The organism is Streptomyces sp. NPDC111516 (genome assembly GCF_055635345.1).
In genome coordinates this window covers 280,886-302,290 of sequence record NZ_JBVKBV010000002.1, presented here as the reverse complement: position 1 = coordinate 302,290, position 21,405 = coordinate 280,886, and the positions used below count along the sequence as shown (strand labels likewise).

Genomic DNA, 21,405 nt, shown 5'->3' with positions numbered 1-21,405 from the left:
TGTCCGCGCAGTGCACCCTGATGCCCTCCTCTGTCGCCGGGCCGTGCCACCATCGTGCGGGCGGTGACCGGTGATACGAGAACACGAAGAACAGCCAGAGGCGACGAAGGAGCAGGGCGTGCAGCCACCGAAGGCGGCGGACGCCCCTGCCGCCGAGCCGTACTCGGACGTGTCGGACGGGCCCGCCGAAAAGCCCGGTGCGGAACAAGGAGAGCCCGGCGCGGAGCAAGGTACGCCAGGTGCGGAGCAGGCAAAGCCCGGCACCGAGCAAGCTGAGCGAGACGCATCCGGCGCGCAGCAGACAACGCCCGCTGCCGGGCGGCAGGACGTCCCTGAGCACCTGACCGGCTCGACGCTCTCCACCGCCGCCGCGGAACAGGCCGAGCGCGTCTCGGGTGACGAGCCGCTGCTCCCCGCCCGGGTGCACCGCCCCTCCGATCTCATGCGGCTCCTCATCGGCGTCCTGGCGATCGTCATCCTGCTCTCGATCGCCGCGTTCGCCCACGGCACGACCACCGGCCTCGAACAGGACATCAACAAGGGCACCGGGCAGGCGCCCGACATGCTGATCAAGATGGCCGGACTGGTATCCAGCATCGCCGTGCTGCTCGTACCGGTCGCCTTCGCCATCGAGCGGCTGATCAAACGCGACGGGCTACGGATCGCGGACGGCGTGCTCGCCGCCGTACTGGCGCACGGTGTCACGCTCGCCGCCGACCTCTGGGTGGCCAAGTCCGCCCCCGGCACCATCCAGGACGCCCTGACCCAGCCGCAGCCCGGTGACGCGCTCACCGATCCCGTACACGGCTATCTCGCCCCCGTGATCGCCTATATGACGGCCGTAGGGATGGCGAGACGGCCGCGCTGGCGGGTCGTGCTGTGGGTGGTGCTGCTGCTCGACGCGTTCGCCATGCTGGTCGGCGGCTACACGACCCCGTTCTCGATCGTCCTCACCGTGCTGATCGGCTGGACCGTGGCGTACGGCACGTTGTACACGGTCGGCTCGCCCAACGTACGGCCCACCGGTCAGCACCTGATGGCCGGTCTGCGCCATGTCGGCTTCCACCCGGTCACCGCGATGCGCGCCGAGGACGCGCCCGACTCAGGCGACCAGAACGACCGGGGGCGCCGCTATCTGGCCACCCTGGAGGACGGGCCACCGCTCGACGTGACGGTCGTCGACCGCGAGCAGCAGGCCCAGGGCTTCTTCTACCGGTTGTGGCGCAGGCTCACGTTGCGCGGCATCACCCAGCGCCGATCCATCCAGTCGCTGCGCCAGGCGCTGGAGCAGGAAGCGCTGCTCGCGTACGCGGCGATCGCCGCCGGAGCCAACGCACCCAAGCTGATCGCCACCTCCGAACTCGGGCCCGACGCCGTGATGCTCGTGTACGAGCACATCGGCGGCCGTTCCCTGGACGCACTGGAGGACTCGGAGATCACCGACGAGCTGGTGCGCGGCGCCTGGCGTCAGGTGAAGGCACTCCAGTCGCGGCGGATCGCGCACCGCAGGCTCACCGGTGACGCCATCCTGGTGGATGGTTCCGGCAAGGTGTTCGTCACCGATCTGCGCGGCGGCGAGATCGCGGCCGGGGATCTGGTCCTGCGGATGGACGTCGCCCAGCTGCTGACCACCACGGGTCTGCGGGTGGGCGCCGAGCGGGCCGTGGCCGGTGCGCTGGAGGTGCTGGGGCCCGATGTCGTAGCGGACTGTCTGCCGTTGCTCCAGCCGATCGCGCTGAGCCGCTCCACCCGGGCGACCCTGCGCCGGCTCGCCCGGGAACGCTCGCAGCGCGAGCGCGAGGCGGTGCTCGATGCATCGGACGCGGCCAAGCGGGCCAGGGCACTCGAACACGGGGCGGCGGCTCAGGAGCCCGCCACCGCCGCCGCGGGTACCGACCACAAGGCCGCCCGCAAGTCGCTCCGCATCCAGAAGCAGGCCGAGAAGCGGGCCATGGAGGACGCGCTGGAAGAGGCGCGCGAGGAGGATCTGCTCTCCCAGATGCGGCAGCAGGTGCTGCTGATCCGGCCGCAGGCACCGGTCGAACCGGTCCGGCTGGAGCGGATCAAGGCGCGCACCCTGGTCAGCTGCATCGCCGGCGCGATCGCCGCGTACTTCCTCATCTCGCAGTTCACCCAGGCAGACTTCGGTGCGGTCGTCGAGCAGGCGGAGTGGGGCTGGGTTGCGGCCGCGGTCGGCTTCTCGGCCCTCAGCTATGTCGCGGCGGCGATGAGCCTGTTGGGCTTCGTACCGGAGCGGGTGCCGTTCGGCAAGACCGTGCTGGCGCAGGTCGCCGGGTCCTTCGTGAAGATCGTCGCCCCGGCCGCGGTCGGCGGTGTCGCGCTGAACACTCGCTTCCTCCAACGTGCCGGCGTACGCCCGGGGCTCGCCGTGGCGAGTGTCGGCGCCTCGCAGCTGTTCGGTCTCGGCTGCCACATCCTGCTGCTGGCGGCGTTCGGCTATCTGACCGGTACCGAGAAGACCCCGTCCTCGCTCACGCCTTCCAGGACCGTGATCGCCGGGCTGCTGACGGTCGCCGTGCTGGTGCTGGTGGTGACGGCGGTTCCGTTCCTGCGGAAGTTCGTGGTGACACGGGTGCGGTCGCTGTTCGCCGGAGTCGTACCGCGCATGCTCGACGTCGTGCAGCGACCGCAGAAGCTGCTGACGGGCATCGGCGGGATGCTGCTGCTGACCGGCGTGTTCGTGATGTGTCTGGACGCGTCGGTCCGGGCGTTCAGCGGCCCGGATGTGCCGCATCTCAGTTACGCGAGCATCGCGGTGGTCTTCCTGGCCGGTAACGCGCTGGGGTCGGCGGCGCCCACACCGGGCGGAATGGGTGCGGTCGAGGGCGCGCTGACACTCGGGCTGATCGCGGTCGGCCTGCCGAAGGAGGTCGCGGCACCGGCCGTTCTGCTCTACCGGCTGCTGACGCTGTGGCTGCCGGTGCTTCCCGGCTGGCTCTGCTTCAACCATCTGACCCGCAAAGGCGAGCTCTGACACACAGGACGAAGACGGACTCCGACGCACGTACGGCCGCGGGCGAGTCCTGACGGGTCCTCAGCCGTCCTGCGAGCTCGTCCTCGGGCCGGCCGCCCGTGAGACCGGTCACCCGAACGCAAGGCCGGTCGGGCGAACCGGGCGACCCCCGGCCACCCACTTGGACCGGTACCCGTGCAGCGGTCCGGTTCCCGCCGCACGATGGGGCCATGAGGACCTCCCCCGCCCTGCGTGCCGCCGCTCTCGCCGCCACCGTCACCGTGCTCCTTCCCCTCACCGCCTGCTCGGAGAGCAGCGACAAGGACGGGCCGCGGAGCTCCCCGCTCGCCGCGAACGCCGCCGAGGCGAGCAGCAGCTCCGGCGGCCTCGCCTCCCAGAAGCTGACGTGGAAGCCCTGCCCCGCCCCGTCGCCCGAGCAGGGCAGCGGTAAGGCGCCGTCGCCCCTGCCCGGTGGCACGCCCTGGGAGTGCTCCTTCATGAAGGCCCCGCTCGACTACGCGAAGCCCGGCGGCGAGACGATCGAGCTGGCGCTCATCCGGGCCAGAGCCAGAAACCTGGACAAACGGATTGGCTCCCTCATCTTCAACTTCGGCGGTCCCGGCGCCTCCGGCGTCGCCACCCTGCCCGCCTTCGGCACCGACTACGACAAGCTCCGCACCCGCTACGACCTGGTCAGCTTCGATCCGCGCGGGGTCGGCCGCAGCGCGGGCGTGGAGTGCGAGACCGACCGTCAGCTCGACGCCCGCTACGAGACCGACGGCACCCCGGACACCAGCGCCGAGGTGAACGCCTTCGTCAAAAACACCAAGACGTTCGCACTGGCCTGCAAGAAGAGCTCCGGCAAGGAACTCCCCCACCTCGGCACCACCAACGCCGCCCGCGACATGGACCTGATGCGTCAGGTGCTCGGCGACGAGAAGCTGTACTACTTCGGCATCTCGTACGGCACCGCGCTGGGCGGCGTCTACGCCCATCTGTTCCCGAAGAACGTCGGCAGGTCGGTGCTGGACGCGGTCGTCGACCCGACCCTGGACGCCGAACACTCCTCGCTCGGCCAGGCCAGGGGGTTCCAGCTCGCGCTGGACAACTTCACCAAGGACTGCGCGAACCGCGGCGCCGCCTGCAAGCTTCCCGGTTCCACCGGGAAGGAGGTCGAACAGGGGATCTCCGGCCTTCTCGCCCGGCTGGAGAAGAAGGCGATCCCTGGGCTCGGGACCCGGCAGCTGACGCAGACCCTGGCCACCACCGGCATCGCGGCCGCCCTCTACTCCAAGGAAACCTGGCCTCTGCTGGAGCAGGGAGTGGACGAGGCCGACGGCGGGAACGGCGCGCTGCTCCTCGCCCTCGCGGACTCACTGAACGGCCGTTCCGAAGACGGCCGCTACAACAACCTCATGGCCGCCAACATCGCCATCAACTGCGCCGACTCCAAGGAGCGGTTCACTGTCGACCAGACCCGGGCGAAACTCCCGGAGTTCCGGTCCGCCTCCAAGGTCTTCGGTGACTATCTGGGCTGGGGCCTGATGACCTGCACCGGCTGGCCGGTGGCGGGCGCCTGGAAGACCCCGGACGTCAGCGCCCCGGGCGCGGCCCCCGTCCTCGTCATCGGCAACACCGGCGACCCGGCGACCCCGTACGCGGGCGCGAAGGCGATGGCCGACGCGCTGGGCAAGGGCGTCGGTGTGCAGATGACGTACGAGGGGCAGGGGCATGGCGCGTACAACAGTGGCAACGCCTGTGTACAGAAGGCCGTGGGCGGCTATCTGCTGGACGGCAAGGTTCCGGCGGCCGGAACCGTCTGCAAGTAGAGACCGCCCACGGAGGCCCTAGCATGGGCGCACTTTCTGTACGTCGTAGTACGTACAGGTACATGGGGAGGACGTACACGTGGTAGGAAACGCACGCGCCGGGGCACTGGCCGGCGCCGCACTACTGCTGACGGGGCTGCTCGCCGGCTGTGACAGTGGTACGGACGACAAACCGGCCGACAGGACGGACCGCGGTGCCGCGTCCTCGCCCGGCAAGTCCGCCACGACGGGCGGGCAGCCCGGCACACCCGCCCAGCCCTCCGCGCTCACCTCCCAGCGGCCGGACTGGAACAGTTGCAAGGCCCCCGCGGGCGGCAGCGCTCCCGGTGCCGGCTGGCGGTGCGCGACCGTCGAGGTACCGCTGGACTACGCGAAGCCGGACGGCGACACCATCCGGATCGCGCTGATCCGCAAGGAGGCCCGGGACAAGGGCCGGCGGCTCGGCTCGATGCTGTTCAACTTCGGCGGCCCCGGCGGTTCGGGGGTCTCGATACTGCCGCGCGCCGCCGGTTCGTACGAAAAGCTCAACACCCGGTACGACCTGGTGAGCTTCGACCCGCGCGGGGTCGCGGCCAGCGCGGGGGTGCACTGCCGCACCGACAAGGAGGCGGAGGACGCCTACCGGAAGGTCGACATGACTCCGGACACAGCGGCGGAGGAGGCCGCGTTCATGAAGGACGGCGCGGACTTCGGTGCCGGCTGCGAGCGCCGCTCCGGCAAGCTCCTGCCGTACGTCGGTACGACGAACGCCGCCCGGGACATGGACCTGATCCGCGAGGTGCTCGGCGACAAGAAACTCACCTATTTCGGCATGTCGTACGGCACGGAGCTGGGCGGCACCTATGCGCACCTCTTCCCGAAGAAGGCGGGCCGCACCGTCCTGGATGCCGTCGTCGACCCGACCGCGGACGCGATCGGGCACGCCCGCAACCAGGCGACCGGATTCCAGCGGGCGCTGGAGAACTACCTCAAGGACCGCGGCCAGGACCCGAAGGCGGGCACGGAACGCATCGTCCGGCTGCTGGAGCGGATCGACAAGAAGCCGTTGCCGACCGCCTCGGGCCGTGAGCTCAACCAGTCGCTGGCCATCACCGGCATCGTCATGCCGCTCTACTCCAAGAGCAGCTGGCCGTATCTGACCCAGGCGCTGGACGAGGCCGAGAAGAGGGGCACCGGCACGATGCTGCTGCAGATGGCCGACGCGTACAACGGCCGGGACGAGAAGGGCCACTACGACACCCAGAACCACTCGCAGCGCGCCATCTCCTGCGCGGACAGCAAGCTCCGGCCGACGGCGGCCGAGGCCCGGGCCATGCTGCCCGAGTTCCGGCAGCTGTCCCCGGTGTTCGGACCGTTCCTGGCATGGGACACGGCCGGCTGGTGTGCGCAGTGGCCGGTGAAGGGCGAGCACGACAACCCGGAGGCGAGCGCTCCGGGCGCCGGTCCGATCCTGGTCATCGGTACGACCGGCGACCCGGCGACGCCCTACGAGGGTGCGCGGAAGATGGCGGACGAACTGGGCAAGGGCGTCGGCGTCATGCTCACCAACAAGGGCGAGGGGCACGGCTCGTACGGCGAGGGCGCGTGCGTGACGTCGACGGTGGACGCGTACTTCCTCGACGGAAAGGTCCCGGCGGACGGCAAGACCTGCTCGTAACGCGGATCCGGGCGGACCCCGGGGGTCTGGGACCCCGGGGGACGCCGAAGGGGCCGGTCCGCAGCACGCGGACCGGCCCCTTCGAAGCGTTCGCACTCGGTACACCAACGGCTCAGTACACCGTTCAGTACACCGGCTTCTCGGGCTCGATCTGGTTGACCCAGCCGATCACGCCGCCGCCCACGTGCACCGCGTCGGCGAAGCCCGCCGACTTGAGGACCGCGAGGACCTCGGCGCTGCGGACACCGGTCTTGCAGTGCAGGACGATGCGCTTGTCCTGCGGGAGGTCCTGGAGGGCGTTGCCCATCAGGAACTCGTTCTTCGGGATCAGCCGGGCGCCGGGGATCGAGACGATCTCGAACTCGTTCGGCTCACGGACGTCGATGATCTCGATCTTCTCGTCCGCGTCGATCCACTCCTTGAGCTGCTTGGGAGTGATCGTGGAGCCGAGCGCCGCCTCCTGGGCCTCCTCGGACACCACGCCGCAGAAGGCCTCGTAGTCGATGAGCTCGGTGACGGTCGGGTTCTCGCCGCAGACCGCGCAGTCGGGGTCCTTGCGGACCTTGACCTGGCGGTACTGCATCTCCAGGGCGTCGTAGATCATCAGCCGGCCGACCAGCGGGTCGCCGATACCGGCGAGCAGCTTGATGGCCTCGGTGACCTGGATGGAGCCGACGGAGGCGCAGAGCACCCCGAGCACGCCGCCCTCGGCGCACGAGGGAACCATGCCCGGCGGGGGCGGTTCCGGGTAGAGGCAGCGGTAGCAGGGGCCGTGCTCGGACCAGAAGACGGACGCCTGGCCGTCGAACCGGTAGATCGAGCCCCAGATGTACGGCTTGTTCAGCAGTACGGCTGCGTCGTTGACCAGATAGCGGGTGGCGAAGTTGTCCGTGCCGTCCACGATCAGGTCGTACTGGGCAAAGATGTCCATCACGTTGTCGGCTTCGAGCCGCTCCTCGTGGAGGACCACGTTCACGTACGGGTTGATGCCCAGCACCGAGTCCTTGGCGGACTCGGCCTTGGAACGGCCGATGTCGGCCTGACTGTGGATGATCTGGCGCTGCAGGTTCGACTCGTCGACCTCGTCGAACTCCACGATGCCGAGCGTGCCGACACCGGCGGCGGCCAGGTACATCAGGGCCGGCGAACCGAGACCGCCCGCGCCGACACAGAGCACCTTCGCGTTCTTCAGCCGCTTCTGCCCGTCCATCCCCACATCCGGGATGATCAGGTGGCGGGAGTACCTGCGGACCTCGTCGACGGTGAGCTCAGCAGCTGGCTCGACCAGGGGTGGCAGCGACACAGGAACCTCAACAATGCAGGTGGTCGGTTTCTACGTACTTCAGCTACGTACGGTTGTTCTTGCCGTAACACTGCCACGCCCCTTCTCATTCCGAGATACCCGGTCCGATCCGCGAGACGATTTCGTCCCAGTACCCGGGCAGCGCCGCGAAAGGATCGGTCTGTCCGTGCCGTCCGTCCCGCCCGTGCTGTCCGTCCCGGTCCGTGAAGAAGATCGTGCCCGCGCCCTGCCAGCGGGCGATGCGCATGGCCTCTTCGAGATGGGTGCGCGGAACGCCGTGGACGAAGTGCGCGAACCGCTCCGGCGGATAGGCGGCGGTCCACTCCGCCACCTGTGACCAGCGGTAGTCGGTCCAGGGGCCGGAGAAGGTGACCAGCTGGTCGGCGGCCTCGGCATAGCCCGGATGCGGATGGGTGCCCAGCCCCAGCACCAGCGGACCGTGCCCCTCCCCGCCTTCGTCGTGTTCGAGGAGCGCGGCGAGTGTGCTGGTGAGACGGCGAACGGCCGGGAGTTCGGCACGGCCGGCCGGACACCGGCCGAGATAGAAGCCGTCGACGCGGTACCAGTCGAGGAAGGACTGCGCGTCGGCGATCAGCTCTCCGAAGGGGCGGCTGCCGAAGGCCAGATCGAGATGGCCGAGCAGTCGGCCGCCCGCGGCCCGGGCGGAGTCCTGCGGGGTCCCGCCGTGCAGGGCCCGTTCCCGGGCATTGCGGAGCCGGCCCGCGGCCTCCAGACAGTGCGGGTCGGGGCAGGCACCCGGCCCGTCGTCGATGTTGAGGACCGCCCAGTGCAGCAGGGTGCCGGGGCGGGTGAGCTCGGCCCACTCGGTGCGGGCGAGCAGCGGATGCGCGTAACCGGGGACGCCGAAGCCGAGTCGTTCGGCGCCGCCGGTCCGGCGGGCGGTGCCGGTGGAGGTCAGATACGGCACGCCGCCTCCATCCAGATGTCGGCCAGGGACTCCTCCAGATTGATCCGGGGGCGCCAGCCGAGCCGGTCCCTGGCGGTGCGCACATCGGCCTGCTGCCAGGCGCCGCAGCCGTCCGGGTAGGGGGACGGGGTCGCCGAGAGGTGCTCGATGACCGACTCGGTCGAGGACCGCGGGGCGCCGATGGGCAGCCGGGGCGGGGGCGCGTCGAGTTCGTGGAGTGCGCCCGCGTATCCGGCGACCCTGGCGAGGACGGCGGCCGCGTCCCGGAGCCGCACGGCGCGGCCGGTGCCGATGTTGACGACGCCCTGCGCCGCGGACAGCGAGGCGGCGTGCACGGCGCGCGCGACATCGCGTACGTCGACGAAGTCGCGCTGCACGCCGAGGCCGCTGAGCTTCAGTTCGCCGTCACCGGACTGCATGGCCCTGCGCATCGCCTCGGCGAGCCTGCCGAGCGGGGAACCGGCCGGGGTGCCGGGGCCGACCGGCGAGAAGACGCGCAGCACGACCGCGTCGAGGCCGGAGCCGAGGACGAGTTCGGTAGCGGCGAGCTTGCTGACGCCGTACGGGCCGCCGGGGCGCGGAATCGCGTCCTCCGCGGTCGATGAGCCGGGCTGCGAGGGCCCGTACTCCGACGAACAGCCGACCTGGACGAGCCGGGCCGTGCAGCCGCTGCGTCGCATCGCCTCGCAGACGGTGGCGACGGCAACGGTGTTGTGGCGGGTCAGATCGCGGGCTCCGCCGCGGGTGGCGCCCGCGCAGTTGACGACGACGCCGGGGTGGACGGCGTCCAGGAAGCGGGTCAGCGCGCCGGGGCTGCCGCCGGCGAGGTCGAACCGCACGTCGGCGTCGTCGCCACGGCCGAGCGCCGTGAGATGCACGGCGGGGTCGGCGAGCAGGCGGTCGGCCACGAACCGGCCGAGGAATCCATTGGCTCCGAGCAGCAGCACCCTCATCGCGCGCCCCCTCGGTGCCGACGGCGGGCTGCCGGTGCGGGGGATTGGGGGGTCATGTCCGGTATCTCCTTGAGGAAGTGACGTGTGGTGCGGTACAGGGAAGGGACCCGCGGGCCGGCTCCGCGGGGCATGTGGGTGGTTCTTGTGCGGGGTCGCTCTTATGGGGGGTTCTTATGTGGGGGGGTTCTTATGCGGGGGGCTTACAGGGGAGCGGTGGAGCGGCTTCGGTCACCCGTTGCTACGGGTTCGTCGTCGGGCTGGGCTCGGGCGTGGGCGGATGCCCTGGACAGGACGACGGCGGCGGTGATCAGCAGGCCGAGCGCGGCCGCGCCACAGGCGAGGGCTGGTACGGCTCCGGTGCCTTCCGCCATGACCAGGGCGTCGACGGGGCGGGCGAGGAAGTGCAGGCCGGGCAGCCGCCCGGTCAGGACCAGGGCGGGTGCCAGTGCTTCGACGGCGCAGGCGGCGGCGAGTCCGACGGTCGCGGGTTCGGGGAAGCCGTGCACGGTCAGCAGCCGGGCCAGCAGGAGCAGCACACCGAGCGCGGCCGCCCCCACGAAAGGGCCGCCGCCCCCGTATCCCAGGTGCGCGAGGTAGAGCAGTCCGGCGAGCGCACACAGGTGGAGCGCGACGGCTCCGAACAGCAGCGGGCGCACACCTGCGGCGAACTCCTCCAGCGCGCGGCTTCCGATCAGTTTGCGGTGTGCGTGTACGGAGAAGAAGTGCGCGCACCAGGCGGCCGGGGCGACGGAGAGCGCCAGCCCCAGCAGCGGTGCGGGGGTGACCGTCCAGGAGCCTTCGGGGCCTCCGCTGAGCACCTGGTCGAGGAGCGCGTCGCCGTACAGGACATAACCGAGGAGCCAGCAGCCGTACACATGGGCTGTCCCCGAGGAGCCGCCCACGGCGTGCAGGGGGCCGCTGCGCAGGCTGAGGATGAGGCCGCCTAGCGCGACAAGCGCTCCGGTGAGGGCGATCGCGAGCCGTCCCTGACCGTCGAGAGTCCCCTCGGTGAGTCTCAGAGCACCTGCGGTCGCGATACAGGCGGCGCCCGGCACCAGTGCGCGGAGCGACCAGGCGGCGCGTGTCCCGGTGTCGTGGTCCGGCGCGCGGAGACCTGTATCGGGCTCCCCCGCCACGGCGGGCACCCGGGCGAAGAGTTCCTCGGCGAGCGAGAAGACATCGCGGTGCCGATAGCGGGCGGCGGCGCGGTCGGTGACGCCATGGGCTTCGAGCCCGGCGGCGATCTCCAGGGGATCGACGGCGCGCTCGCACAGCTCGCGGTGGCGGTGCATCAGCGATCTCACGGGGTCGGCGGGACCGCGGCGCGAGGCGTTGAGTTTGTGCGCCGGAGCGGCGCGCGCGATCTCGGGGGCCCGGGGCGCGGCCGTCCGCGCTTCGGCGGCGCTCCCTGTGGCGGCCCGCTCCTTGGAGGCTTCGTCCTTGGCGGCGCGCTCCTCGACGGCCCTCTCCTCGGGGGCTCGGCCCGTTCCGGTCCGTTCCGTGGTGGCGGGCTCGGCCTGTTCCGTGGCGACTTCCTCTGCGGCGGTGTCCTCTACTACGGTCCCGGAGGGGAAGCTCCCGGAGACCAGGGCCCGGGAGCGAAGGTCCCAGCTCCCGCCGTTGGACGGTGGGGTGGGCGCGTCGGACACCTCGGCCGGGCTGCCCATCGCCTCTCCTCCTTGATCGTCGCCGACTGCGTCGGACCGTCCCGCTCCGCCACCGCGGCCCGGCCGGTCCGTTCCCTGTTCACGCATCGCCGCCCCCCGCTCCCGGCGCTCCCGCGCAGACGGCCGGGGGCTCGGCGGCCCAGTCGGATGTGCGGTCGACCAGCCGTGCCGCGCCGGCGCCCAAGGCCGTCCACGGGCCCAGGACATGCGCCTCCGGCGGGGTGGCGAAGGGGCGCGGTTCGCCGTCGGCGTCCACCGCGTCGGCCTCCCTGCGCACCGGGGCGTGCGAGATCAGCTCCAGGTAGATGCCGCGATATGCCGCGAGGTTCTGTTCGACGGTGAAAAGTTCGAGCGCGCGTGCGCGCGCCGCCGCTCCGAGCCGCGCCCGGCGCTCGGGATCGCGCAGCAGCGCGAGGCAGGCGTCGGCGAGCGCCTTCGGATTGCGCGGGGGCACCACGAGCCCGGTGCCGCCGATGACTTCGACCACCGCGCCGACGTCCGTCGACACCGTGGCCCGTCCGCAGAACATCGCCTCGACGAGACCGGTGGGGAAACCCTCGACCACGCTGGACAGGACGACGACCCCGCCCGCCCCATACGCCTCCGGCAGACCCGGCACCTCGGCCCCGCCGATCTCTTCGAAGGAGACCGGGTTGTCGCCGACGGCATGCGCGTCCGTGGCCTCATCGGGGAACAGCTGGGTGGCGAGCGCCTGGCAGTGCGCGAGATACGTGGCCCCCTCCGGACCCTGCGCCGCCGCGCCGATGATCCGCAGCCGGGCGTCCGGTTCGGCCTTCCGTACCGCCGCGAAGGCGTGCAGCAGCGCGATCAGGTCCTTGTCGGGCTCGACCCGGCCGACCCAGACCAGGGTGTCGTCGGGACCGCTGTCGCCGCTCTCCCCCAGCACCGTGAACCGGTCCGATTCCATGCCGGGGTGGATGGTGCGCAGCTTCTCGCGCTCGGCACCGCACCGTTCCTGCCAGCGGCGGGCGTGCGTGTCACCGGGGGCGAGGATCGCGGCCTGCCGGTACACCTCGGTGGCGAGCCGTCCGTGGAAGCCGGCGAGCAGGGCGCGTACCGGCGCACTCAGAGGCGTGTCGGTGGCGGCGAGGTAGTGCGCCCGCAGTCGCACGTCGTGCTCGGTGACCAGCAGCGGGACCCCGAGGAAGCGTTTGGCCAGCAGACCCGGCAGAGCGGCGGCGCCGCCGGATGCGGCGTGGCACAGGTCGACCGCGCCGAGGCTCTCCTCGTCGTACCAGTCGAGGGAGAGCGGGCGCAGCACCCGGTCGAGCTCCCCGGCGAAGGCGAGCAGGTCGGGGACGGTGGCGGTCTGGACGGTGCCCCTGGCGCCCGGGGCGCGGCAAGCGGCTTCGAGTACCCGTACGGCGGTTTCGGAGCGGAGCGCCGCGGGAAGTCCCCCGTGTTCGCGGGCCAGTTCGGCGAGCCCGTACAGCCCCTCCGTGAACTGCGCGTCCGCCGCAGTACCGGCGGCCGTGAGCCCCGCACGCCCTTCTCCACTCGATTCGCAGGGAACCGCGCCCCTGCTCGCGCCTTCGTCATCGTGCGTCGCGGGCACCGCCCCCAGCACACGCGCCTCACCCGTCGCGCCCGTCGCACCCGCCACACAGACCGAGGTCGCGAGAGCCGTGAAGTGCGCCGTGAAGCGCCGTCGTTCGCGCCGCCCGTACGAGCGTCCGCCGCCGCCCGTCATCATGCGGGCGAGCAGGCCCTTGGGGGCGCGAATGCCCGGGATGCCCTCGGCGGCCGTCCACAGCGGCACCGTCCGCACCCGGCTGACCTGTGTGGGGAGCGGGACCCAGCCCTGCTCTTCCTGCTCGGCGGAGCGGCTGAGCGCGAAGAGATCGAACTCGTGCTGCGCGAGTCCACGCACCAGACGGTCGCACCAGAGCCTGGACTCACCGGTCGCATACGGATAACCATCGTCGGTGAGGAGTCCGATCCGCATTGAGTGCACCCCCGATCTCCCTTGTGGGCGGCCGCCGTCGGAATGGCGACTCGCAGCGGGACGACCGTAAGCGGATACGCCGGTGGTGCGACGGACGGTTGTCCGTCGCACCACCGAAAGGGGTGAACCGTCGTAACTTTCCCGCCCCGATGGCGTTCTGTCGCGCTATGGGAGCGGCCCGTCACGCAGCGTCAGACAGCGGCCAGCTCCTTGCAGGCTGCGCGGCGCACCGCCGCGAGTGCCGGATCGAGCGCGGGTACGGCCGCCAGGAGCTGCCTGGCGTACGGGTTCTGGGGGTCTCCGCACACCTGGTCCACGGCGCCCCAACTCAGCTCAACAGCGCGGATCCGTGGAGACAGTTGATGTCAGAGCGATCCAAAGAAGCGATTCCCCGAGGCGCCCCCTCACTGGATCACGAATGGATCAGCGCCCAGGGGTGTTCGACACGCAATGAGACACCGATCTCACTATGTGGACATCCTGCGGGCGCGATCGTCCTGGTCCGGAAGCCACCGGCAGAGCCCGTCCCGATTCAGGAGACGGCCCGGCACCCCGCGAGCCCTTCCCTTTCGATTCAACTACCGGGGTGCACCCAGGCGTTGGGGCGGCACTTGATCCCGTCGATGTCCAGGGACTTCGTCTGCTGCTGCATCACCGGAGCGAGCGCTCCCGGCGTGCGGCAACTCACATGGTTGTGACCCAGCCGGTGACCGACCTCATGGTTGATCAGCATCTGGCGGTAGGCGAAGAGTTCGTCCGGGCCGAACGTCGACGACCCCTGCGCCCAGCGGTAGGCGTTGATCATCACGCGCTCGGTCGCCGCGGAGTCGCACGAGACGTTGTCCTCGGTCGTGTCCAGACCCGACTTCCGGCACCAGTCGCCGGTGGTCCCGGGACTGGCCAGGGTGATCACGAAATCGGGGGCGCCGGAGGAGATGCGCTCGAACGTCATGGCGCCGTCGTGCGCCCAGCTGCGGTCGTCGTTGAGCGTCTCCTGGACGGCCCGGGCGAAGAGCGCGGCGTCGAGGCCGAGGCCCTTCTCGACATCGATCCGGTAGCGGTACTTGTGCCCCTTGCCGGGTGCCTTCGCCGCCCCCGGAACCGCCTCGAACTTTCCGGAGCCATGGAGTTCCGGGGAGAGCGGGTAGGCCTTGGCCATCTTCTCCGCGTACGACAGGGGCTGGGTCTGCGCCGCCTTCGGGTCCGGCCGGCCGTCCGAGCGGGAGGCGCCGTCGATGCCGTCCCGGTCGACGCCCGTGGGCTGTGCGGCGCTGGTCCCGCCGCCGTCGTGGGCGACCTGCCCGGCCACGACCACCGCAAGCACGGTGGTCACCGCGGCGGCCGCGATGCCCGTGAACGTACGGCCCCGGGTGCCCTTGCCCTCCCGGCCGTTCTCGGTGGGCGTCGGCGCGGCGGCGCCGCCGCGCGGCTGCTCGGCCCACTCGCCGACCGAGCTGTTCGGATCGGCCGGCCGGGCCGGCGGGACGGCAGGCCCACGAGGCGCGGGCGGAGCGGGTGGCGCGTCGAACGCCTCGACGAACTCGCGCCGCGGCCCGGGTATCAGCGGCCGGGTGCCGACCGGTGGTTGACGCCGGGACACCATCTGCTGCGGCCCGGTCCCCCAGCCGCCGCCGGGCTCACGCTGCTCGGGGTGGCCGCCGCGGACGTGGCCCGTCTGCTGGAACGAGATGTGCCCGTCGGCGCCGGCCGGTGCGTCGGTCGCCCGTCGGCGTCGCCCGCTGCCGGGCCCCGGGTGGACGCTCTCGCGGCCGCCGCCCTCGTTCGCGAGAGCGGCCTCGATATCGGGGCCCGCGGGTTCGGGGCCTTTCCGGCTATGTCGTCCCACGCCCCGGATCAGCTCCTGCCGCGTTCGTCGAGCAGTTCCCGGAACGCCTGGGCGACCGCCTCCGGGTACTCCATCATCGCCACGTGCCCCGCGTCGGGCAGTGTCAGCAGCCGCGAGTCACGGAACGCCGCGGACGCCCTGCGTGCCATCCGGTACGAGACGAGCTGGTCCCGTCCGCCGTACACGAGCTGGGTCGGTGCGAGCACCCGCTCGGCCTGGCGCCACAGTCCGTGCTGACCGCCGAGCGTGTACGCGTCGACGATGCCACGTGCCGAGCGGGCCATCGCGTCCCAGAAGTACGGCAGTTCCAGCCGGTGCTCCATTTCGGCCACCGCTTCACGGAAGCCGGACTCGGAGACGCGCGCCGGATCGCCGTAACAGAGTGCCATGACGCCACGCGTGCGCTCCTCCGCGGTCCAGTCCCTGGTCATCCGGGCGAACAGCGACGCGACGCCCGGAACGGCGAGCAGTGCGGTCGGGGCGGCCGACCGCTGCACCCGGATCTCGGGGAGCGCGGGTGAGATGAGGGTGAGGGTGCGCACCAGGTCGGGACGGACCGCGGCGACGCGGGTGGCCACGGCACCGCCCAGCGAATTGCCGAACAGATGGACGGGCCCGCGCTCCGCCGCGTCGAGGAACCGGATCACGGCGCGGGCGTGGCCGGTGACCGAGTAGTTGCCGTCGTCCGGCGGCGGCGAATCACCAAAACCGGGCAGGTCCACCGCCTCGCCGTCCACCACGTCCTGGAGCAGCGGCATCAGCGCCGACCAGTTGCGCGAGGAGCCGCCGAGCCCGTGGACGTAGAGAGTGGGCGGCAGCCCGGTACGCTCCGGCGGCCGGCCCCGGACGGTCAGCGTCAGCCCGGGCAGCGCGACGGAGCGCAGCTCCTCCCCCTCCGCGACCCTCACGGTGCTCACCGTCGGGCCCACTGCGGCGGCGGCACGGACTCCCGGCAGCTCGGTCGAAGACATGCGGCAATGTTACGAGACGATCACACCGCGGTTCATGTGTTCGCGGTCACAGACCGCATAGCGGCTTGAGGGCCCAGCTCCTAGGCTCGAAGCAAGGAAGGGAGTCACGATGTCGGTCGACCCCAGTGACCCGGAGACCTTCGAGGACATCCAGCCGGACGAACCGGACGAGGAGACGCCCAGGGTGGACGCCGCCGAGCAGCGGACCGATCTCCAGCAGCGACGCGACGAACCGCTCACCCACATCGACCGCGACCGTGCCAATGTGGCGGATGCGGCCGAGCAGGCTCGTGTTGTCACACAGGATGAAGACGATTACCGCTAGTACGCCCCACTTTGCCCCACCGGTCGACGAATCTGTGGCTACCGCAGCCGTCCGGTACGTGAAATTCTGCGTCCGCGCCGCGCGCACCCGGGTTACCCGAAAGTACGATGGCTGTGTGGCGCAGCGTGCACGGAAAGGCTGTGTCCGATCACAAATTTGGGAGGCGGCGTGACAGCCATCGAGCAGACCGAGGCGGCGCGCCCGCGAGGCACTCGACTGCCTCGCCGCGCCCGACGCAACCAGCTGCTGGGCGCCGCGCAGGAAGTATTCGTGGCGCAGGGGTACCACTCGGCCGCGATGGACGACATCGCGGAACGCGCCGGGGTCAGCAAGCCGGTGCTCTACCAGCACTTCCCGGGCAAGCTGGAGCTCTATCTGGCTCTGCTCGACCAGCACTGCGAGTCGCTGCTCCAGGCGGTTCGTACGGCACTGGCGTCGACGACCGACAACAAGCTGCGCGTCGCCGCGACGATGGACGCGTACTTCGCGTACGTCGAGGACGAGGGCGGCGCCTTCCGGCTGGTCTTCGAGTCGGACCTGACCAACGAGCCCGCGGTGCGCGAGCGCGTCGACCGGGTCTCGCTCCAGTGCGCGGAGGCCATCTCCGACGTCATCGCCGGTGACACGGGACTGTCCAAGGACGAGTCCATGCTGCTCGCGGTCGGTCTGGGCGGTGTCTCCCAGGTCGTCGCGCGCTACTGGCTGTCCAGCCGGTCCGCGATCCCGCGCGACACGGCGGTGCAGCTGCTCACCTCGCTGGCCTGGCGGGGCATCGCGGGCTTCCCGCTGCACGGCATCGATCAGCACTGACGGAGCCGGCCGGGCACCCGTGTTCGCTGCGGGCGTTGCCCACCGGCCCCTGACGGCTCCCCTCAGCGGGCTAATGTGTGCTGCGTACGGCGCGGCTCACCGCGCAGGGACTGACCGTCGGAGGGACATAGCCGTGGAGGTCAAGATCGGGGTGCAGCACACGCCCCGGGAGATCGTTCTGGAGAGCGGGCTTTCCGCCGAAGAGGTCGAGAGCACGGTCGCCGAGGCGCTCACCGGTAAGGCGCCGCTGCTCAGCCTCACGGACGAGAAGGGCCGCAAGGTTCTGGTGCCGGCCGACCGGATCGCGTACGTGGAGATCGGCGAGCCCAGCACGCGGCGCGTGGGCTTCGGCGCGCTGTAGGCGACACGCTCGACGCAGTGATCGTGTGAGCGGCCCGGTGGGAAACCCCCACCGGGCCGCTTTCCGTTCCGGTGGGTTGCGTCGGCCGGGTCCCGTCGGCCGCCTCCGTCGGGCGGGTATGCGTCGGCCGGGCGATTCCCGTGCAAAGCCGGTCGGAGGAGGGTTGCATTCCGCATCCCTCGGGTAGTACCGCTATCGACCGATCTACCCGCCCCGCAACACGCGAGGTGATCATCTGTGATCTTGGAACCTCTCGGCTCCGTCGTGCTCGGACTCGCCCTCGCCTGGGTGGCGCTCCGCTCGCTGGCGGACCGGCTTCCGTCCCGCCGTGCCGTCCTCACCACCGGCGCTCTGGGAGCCCTGTTCGGCGCCTTTCTCATGCACTCGGTGCTGGGCCCGGGCCACCTCGTGGCCACGCTGATCGGCGCGGCGCTGATCGGCGTCGTGACGCTCTCGTTGCTGGTCCGCCCCCGCGATCGTCACCTGAGCCGCTCAGCGGCGGCCTGAGACCGTCCGGGGCCCGCCCGTGGGGGCGGACGACCGGACGGCCCGGGTGGACGACCGGACGGCCCGGGTGGACCGGCTACGCCGCCAGTCCCAGCGCGGCCATTCGCTTGGTGTGCGCCTCGGTGATCCGCGAGAACATCCGCCCGACCTCCGCCAGGTCGAACCCGTCCGCCACACCCCCGACGAGCATCGTCGACAGCGCGTCGCGGTCGGCCACCACCCGCTGGGCCTGCGAGAGCGCCTCGCCCATCAGCCGCCGCGCCCACAGCGCGAGCCGGCCGCCGACCCGCGGGTCGGCCTCGATCGCCGCGCGCACCTTCTCCACGGCGAAGTTGCCGTGTCCGGTGTCGTCGAGCACGGCAAGGACGAGGAAGCGGGTGTCCGAGTCGAGCCGGGCGGCGACCTCGCGGTAGAAGTCACTGGCGATCGAGTCGCCCACGTACGCCTTGACCAGACCCTCCAGCCAGTCCGACGGCGCGGTCTGGCGGTGGAAGTCGTCGAGCGCCTTGGCGAACGGCTCCATCGCGCCCGTCGGTTCCACATCGATCGCGGTCAGCCGGTCCGTCAGCCGCTCGAAGTGATGGAATTCGGCGGAGGCCATCTTTGCCAGCTCCGCCTTGTCGGCCAGCGTCGGCGCGAGTTTGGCGTCCTCGGCGAGCCGCTCGAAGGCCGCCAGCTCTCCGTACGCGAGTGCTCCCAGCAGGTCCACCACCGCTGCCCGGTACTGCGGCTCCACGGATGCGGTGACCCAGTCCTGCGCGGCGATACCCGTGTGCTCGCTCTCTGCCACGGCGCAACCTTTCCTATATTTCAGCGGAGCATCGCATGCGGCTGATACTTTCCTGCCACGCATGATGCGCCGGGCAGGGCTTGTCCGTCATGAGACTGCTTCGCAGTCGAGTGAGAAGCCCCTCGGGGAGGAGTCACGAAGCGCAGAATAGCCCGCGCTTGGCACCAGGAAAGCCCCCGTCCAGCGCTGCTGGGCGGGGTCCTTTGCGATGCACCCAGCACGGATGCGCGAATCCGGGGTACAGTGGTATTGCGTCTACTGAGTATTTTGGATGTACCGGTGACGCGAAATTGAATGAGGATGCCCGGTCGGTGGCCCGATCGGCTCCGACCCGACAGCCCTCCACGCGAGGCGTACGCCACGTACGACCGCAGATGAGGGGCCCCCTCAGCGGCACGAGCGCTCGAGCGACGGCAGTGGTCCCGCGCCACCCGGCCCATCCACGGCCGGATGACCAACCCCGGCACGGTACGACCCCCAGCGTTCGCCTCGGACCGCGTCTCACAGAAGAGGCAGCACCCTGACTACGTTCCGAGAACTCGGGATTCTTCCCGAGACGGCCGAGGCCCTTGAGGCCGTCGGCATTGTGTCCCCCTTTCCCATCCAGGAGATGACGCTCCCCGTCGCACTCTCCGGCTCCGATGTCATCGGCCAGGCCAAGACCGGTACCGGCAAGACGCTCGGTTTCGGTCTTCCGCTGCTGGAGCGCGTCACCGTCCCCGCGGACGTCGAGGCGGGCCGGGCCAAGCCCGAGCAGCTGACCGAGGCGCCGCAGGCGCTGGTCGTCGTCCCCACGCGTGAGCTGTGTCAGCAGGTCACCAACGACCTGCTGACCGCCGGCAAGGTGCGAAACGTCCGCGTTCTCGCCATCTACGGCGGCCGTGCTTACGAACCACAGGTCGAGGCCCTGAAGAAGGGTGTCGACGTGATCGTCGGCACCCCGGGCCGCCTGCTCGACCTGGCCGGCCAGCGCAAGCTCGACCTCTCGCACGTGCGTGCCCTCGTCCTCGACGAGGCCGACGAGATGCTCGACCTGGGCTTCCTGCCCGACGTCGAGAAGATCATCACCATGCTTCCGCCGAAGCGCCAGACGATGCTGTTCTCGGCAACCATGCCGGGCGCCGTCATCGGCCTCGCGCGCCGCTACATGTCGCAGCCGACGCACATCCGCGCCACCTCGCCCGATGGTGAGGGCGCGACCGTCGCGAACATCTCGCAGCACGTCTTCCGGGCCCACTCGATGGACAAGCCCGAGATGGTCTCCCGCATACTGCAGGCCAACGGCCGCGGTCTCGCGATGATCTTCTGCCGTACGAAGCGCACCGCCGCCGACATCGCCGAGCAGCTGGAGAAGCGCGGCTTCGCGTCCGGCGCGGTCCACGGCGACCTGGGCCAGGGCGCGCGTGAGCAGGCGCTGCGCGCGTTCCGTAACGGCAAGGTGGATGTGCTCGTCTGCACCGACGTCGCGGCCCGCGGTATCGATGTCGAGGGTGTGACCCACGTCATCAACTACCAGTCGCCGGAGGACGAGAAGACGTACCTCCACCGCATCGGCCGCACCGGCCGTGCCGGCGCCAAGGGCATCGCGATCACGCTGGTCGACTGGGACGACATCCCGCGCTGGCAGCTCATCAACAAGGCGCTCGACCTGAAGTTCAACGACCCGGTCGAGACGTACTCCACGTCGCCGCACCTCTTCGAGGAGCTCGACATCCCGGCCGGCACCAAGGGTGTCCTGCCGCGTTCCGAGCGGACCCGTGCGGGTCTGCGCGCCGAGGAGGTCGAGGACCTCGGCGAGACGGGCGGCCGCGGCCGCAAGTCCGCCGCATCGTCGGCGCCCGCCGTCCGCGAGGAGCGTGCGCCGCGAACGCCGCGTCAGCGCCGTCGTACGCGGGGCGGCTCCGCCGTCTCCACCGTCGAGGAGACCACCGCCACGGTTCCCGCACCGTCCACCGAGGTGGCCGAGGACACCGCGCCGGAGCCGCGTACGCCGCGCCGCCGTCGCCGCACCCGCGTCGGTGCCGCGGACGTCACGGCCGAGGCCGCGGTGAGCACGGTGGAGGCTCCGGCCGCCGCCGTGGCGACGAAGACCGAGGTCAAGGCCGAGGCCGAGATCAAGGCCGAGCCCGCGACCGAGGCCAAGCCGCGTCGCCGCCGCGCCCGGAGCACCGTGGCGACGCCGGTCGCGGAGGAGGTCGACTTCCAGATCGCCCCCATCGCCGATCCGGTGCCCGAGGCGAAGACGGTGACGAAGCCGCGTCGCCGCACCCGCGTCGTCAAGCCGGTCGAGGACGAGGTCGACTTCCAGATCGCGCCGATCTCCGAGCCCACCCCGGAGACCAAGCCGCGCCGCCGCACCCGTGCGGCTGCCAAGCCGAAGACGGAGACCGCGGCGCAGGCCCCGGCCGCCGAGGGCGAGGCGAAGCCGCGAAGGCGGCGGGCACCGCGTGCGACTGCCGTCAAGACCGAGGGCTGAGTGCGCTTGATTTCGCGGGACGGGCTTGAGGACATCCTCAAG

16 protein-coding genes are annotated in these 21,405 nt (G+C 71.0%); 8 read left to right on the top strand and 8 right to left on the bottom strand.

The window, feature by feature from the left end; translation table 11 throughout:
- Positions 1–118: 118 nt before the first annotated feature.
- The 3 genes from ACZ7L9_RS06990 (at position 119) to ACZ7L9_RS06980 (ending at position 6,460) form a co-directional block, all read left to right on the top strand.
- A complete protein-coding gene (locus ACZ7L9_RS06990) occupies positions 119–2,995 on the top strand; it encodes a lysylphosphatidylglycerol synthase transmembrane domain-containing protein (RefSeq protein ID WP_471413225.1) in 2,877 nt (958 codons plus the stop codon).
- Positions 2,996–3,204: 209 nt separating this feature from the next.
- Entirely contained in the window at positions 3,205–4,803 is a 1,599-nt protein-coding gene (locus tag ACZ7L9_RS06985; protein ID WP_471413223.1) for an alpha/beta hydrolase, read from the top strand.
- 79 nt (positions 4,804–4,882) lie between these two features.
- Complete coding sequence (locus ACZ7L9_RS06980) at positions 4,883–6,460, top strand: alpha/beta hydrolase (RefSeq protein WP_471413221.1); 1,578 nt, start codon at positions 4,883–4,885, stop codon at positions 6,458–6,460.
- A 124-nt stretch (positions 6,461–6,584) separates the two neighbouring features.
- On the opposite strand, the gene moeZ is transcribed toward ACZ7L9_RS06980, so the two are convergent.
- From moeZ to ACZ7L9_RS06945, 7 genes are all read right to left on the bottom strand, one after another.
- The gene (moeZ, locus tag ACZ7L9_RS06975; protein ID WP_114246509.1) at positions 6,585–7,763 is read right to left on the bottom strand and encodes an adenylyltransferase/sulfurtransferase MoeZ; all 1,179 of its coding nucleotides are present in this window, start codon (positions 7,761–7,763) and stop codon (positions 6,585–6,587) included.
- An 85-nt stretch (positions 7,764–7,848) separates the two neighbouring features.
- Complete coding sequence (locus ACZ7L9_RS06970; RefSeq protein WP_471413219.1) at positions 7,849–8,691, bottom strand: spherulation-specific family 4 protein; 843 nt, start codon at positions 8,689–8,691, stop codon at positions 7,849–7,851.
- Positions 8,679–9,644: an NAD-dependent epimerase/dehydratase family protein gene (locus ACZ7L9_RS06965; RefSeq protein WP_471413217.1), complete on the bottom strand. Its 966-nt coding sequence runs from the start codon at positions 9,642–9,644 to the stop codon at positions 8,679–8,681. Before ACZ7L9_RS06965 ends, ACZ7L9_RS06970 begins: the two co-directional genes overlap by 13 nt.
- A gap of 200 nt (positions 9,645–9,844) precedes the next feature.
- The gene (locus ACZ7L9_RS06960) at positions 9,845–11,311 is read right to left on the bottom strand and encodes a hypothetical protein (protein WP_471413216.1); all 1,467 of its coding nucleotides are present in this window, start codon (positions 11,309–11,311) and stop codon (positions 9,845–9,847) included.
- Positions 11,312–11,390: 79 nt separating this feature from the next.
- Positions 11,391–13,277, bottom strand: coding sequence for a glycosyltransferase (locus ACZ7L9_RS06955; RefSeq protein WP_471413214.1), 1,887 nt, complete (start codon positions 13,275–13,277; stop codon positions 11,391–11,393).
- Between the two features lie 574 nt (positions 13,278–13,851).
- The gene (locus ACZ7L9_RS06950; RefSeq protein WP_471413213.1) at positions 13,852–15,123 is read right to left on the bottom strand and encodes a DUF3152 domain-containing protein; all 1,272 of its coding nucleotides are present in this window, start codon (positions 15,121–15,123) and stop codon (positions 13,852–13,854) included.
- Positions 15,124–15,131: 8 nt separating this feature from the next.
- Positions 15,132–16,094, bottom strand: coding sequence for an alpha/beta fold hydrolase (locus ACZ7L9_RS06945; protein WP_471413211.1), 963 nt, complete (start codon positions 16,092–16,094; stop codon positions 15,132–15,134).
- Positions 16,095–16,203: 109 nt separating this feature from the next.
- Here ACZ7L9_RS06945 and ACZ7L9_RS06940 point away from each other — a divergent pair, with 109 nt between their 5' ends.
- From ACZ7L9_RS06940 to ACZ7L9_RS06925, 4 genes are all read left to right on the top strand, one after another.
- Positions 16,204–16,419, top strand: a complete 216-nt coding sequence (locus ACZ7L9_RS06940; protein ID WP_471413210.1) for a hypothetical protein — start codon at positions 16,204–16,206, stop codon at positions 16,417–16,419.
- A gap of 168 nt (positions 16,420–16,587) precedes the next feature.
- Positions 16,588–17,229: a TetR/AcrR family transcriptional regulator gene (locus tag ACZ7L9_RS06935; protein WP_018105511.1), complete on the top strand. Its 642-nt coding sequence runs from the start codon at positions 16,588–16,590 to the stop codon at positions 17,227–17,229.
- 133 nt (positions 17,230–17,362) lie between these two features.
- The gene (locus ACZ7L9_RS06930) at positions 17,363–17,590 is read left to right on the top strand and encodes a DUF3107 domain-containing protein (RefSeq protein WP_406383747.1); all 228 of its coding nucleotides are present in this window, start codon (positions 17,363–17,365) and stop codon (positions 17,588–17,590) included.
- A gap of 237 nt (positions 17,591–17,827) precedes the next feature.
- Positions 17,828–18,097, top strand: coding sequence for a hypothetical protein (locus ACZ7L9_RS06925; RefSeq protein ID WP_471413208.1), 270 nt, complete (start codon positions 17,828–17,830; stop codon positions 18,095–18,097).
- A gap of 76 nt (positions 18,098–18,173) precedes the next feature.
- Here ACZ7L9_RS06925 and ACZ7L9_RS06920 read toward each other — a convergent pair whose 3' ends face one another.
- Complete coding sequence (locus ACZ7L9_RS06920; protein ID WP_471413206.1) at positions 18,174–18,950, bottom strand: ferritin-like fold-containing protein; 777 nt, start codon at positions 18,948–18,950, stop codon at positions 18,174–18,176.
- 547 nt (positions 18,951–19,497) lie between these two features.
- On the opposite strand from ACZ7L9_RS06920, the gene ACZ7L9_RS06915 reads away from it, so the two are divergent.
- Positions 19,498–21,363, top strand: a complete 1,866-nt coding sequence (locus ACZ7L9_RS06915; RefSeq protein WP_471413205.1) for a DEAD/DEAH box helicase — start codon at positions 19,498–19,500, stop codon at positions 21,361–21,363.
- Positions 21,364–21,405 lie beyond the last annotated feature (42 nt).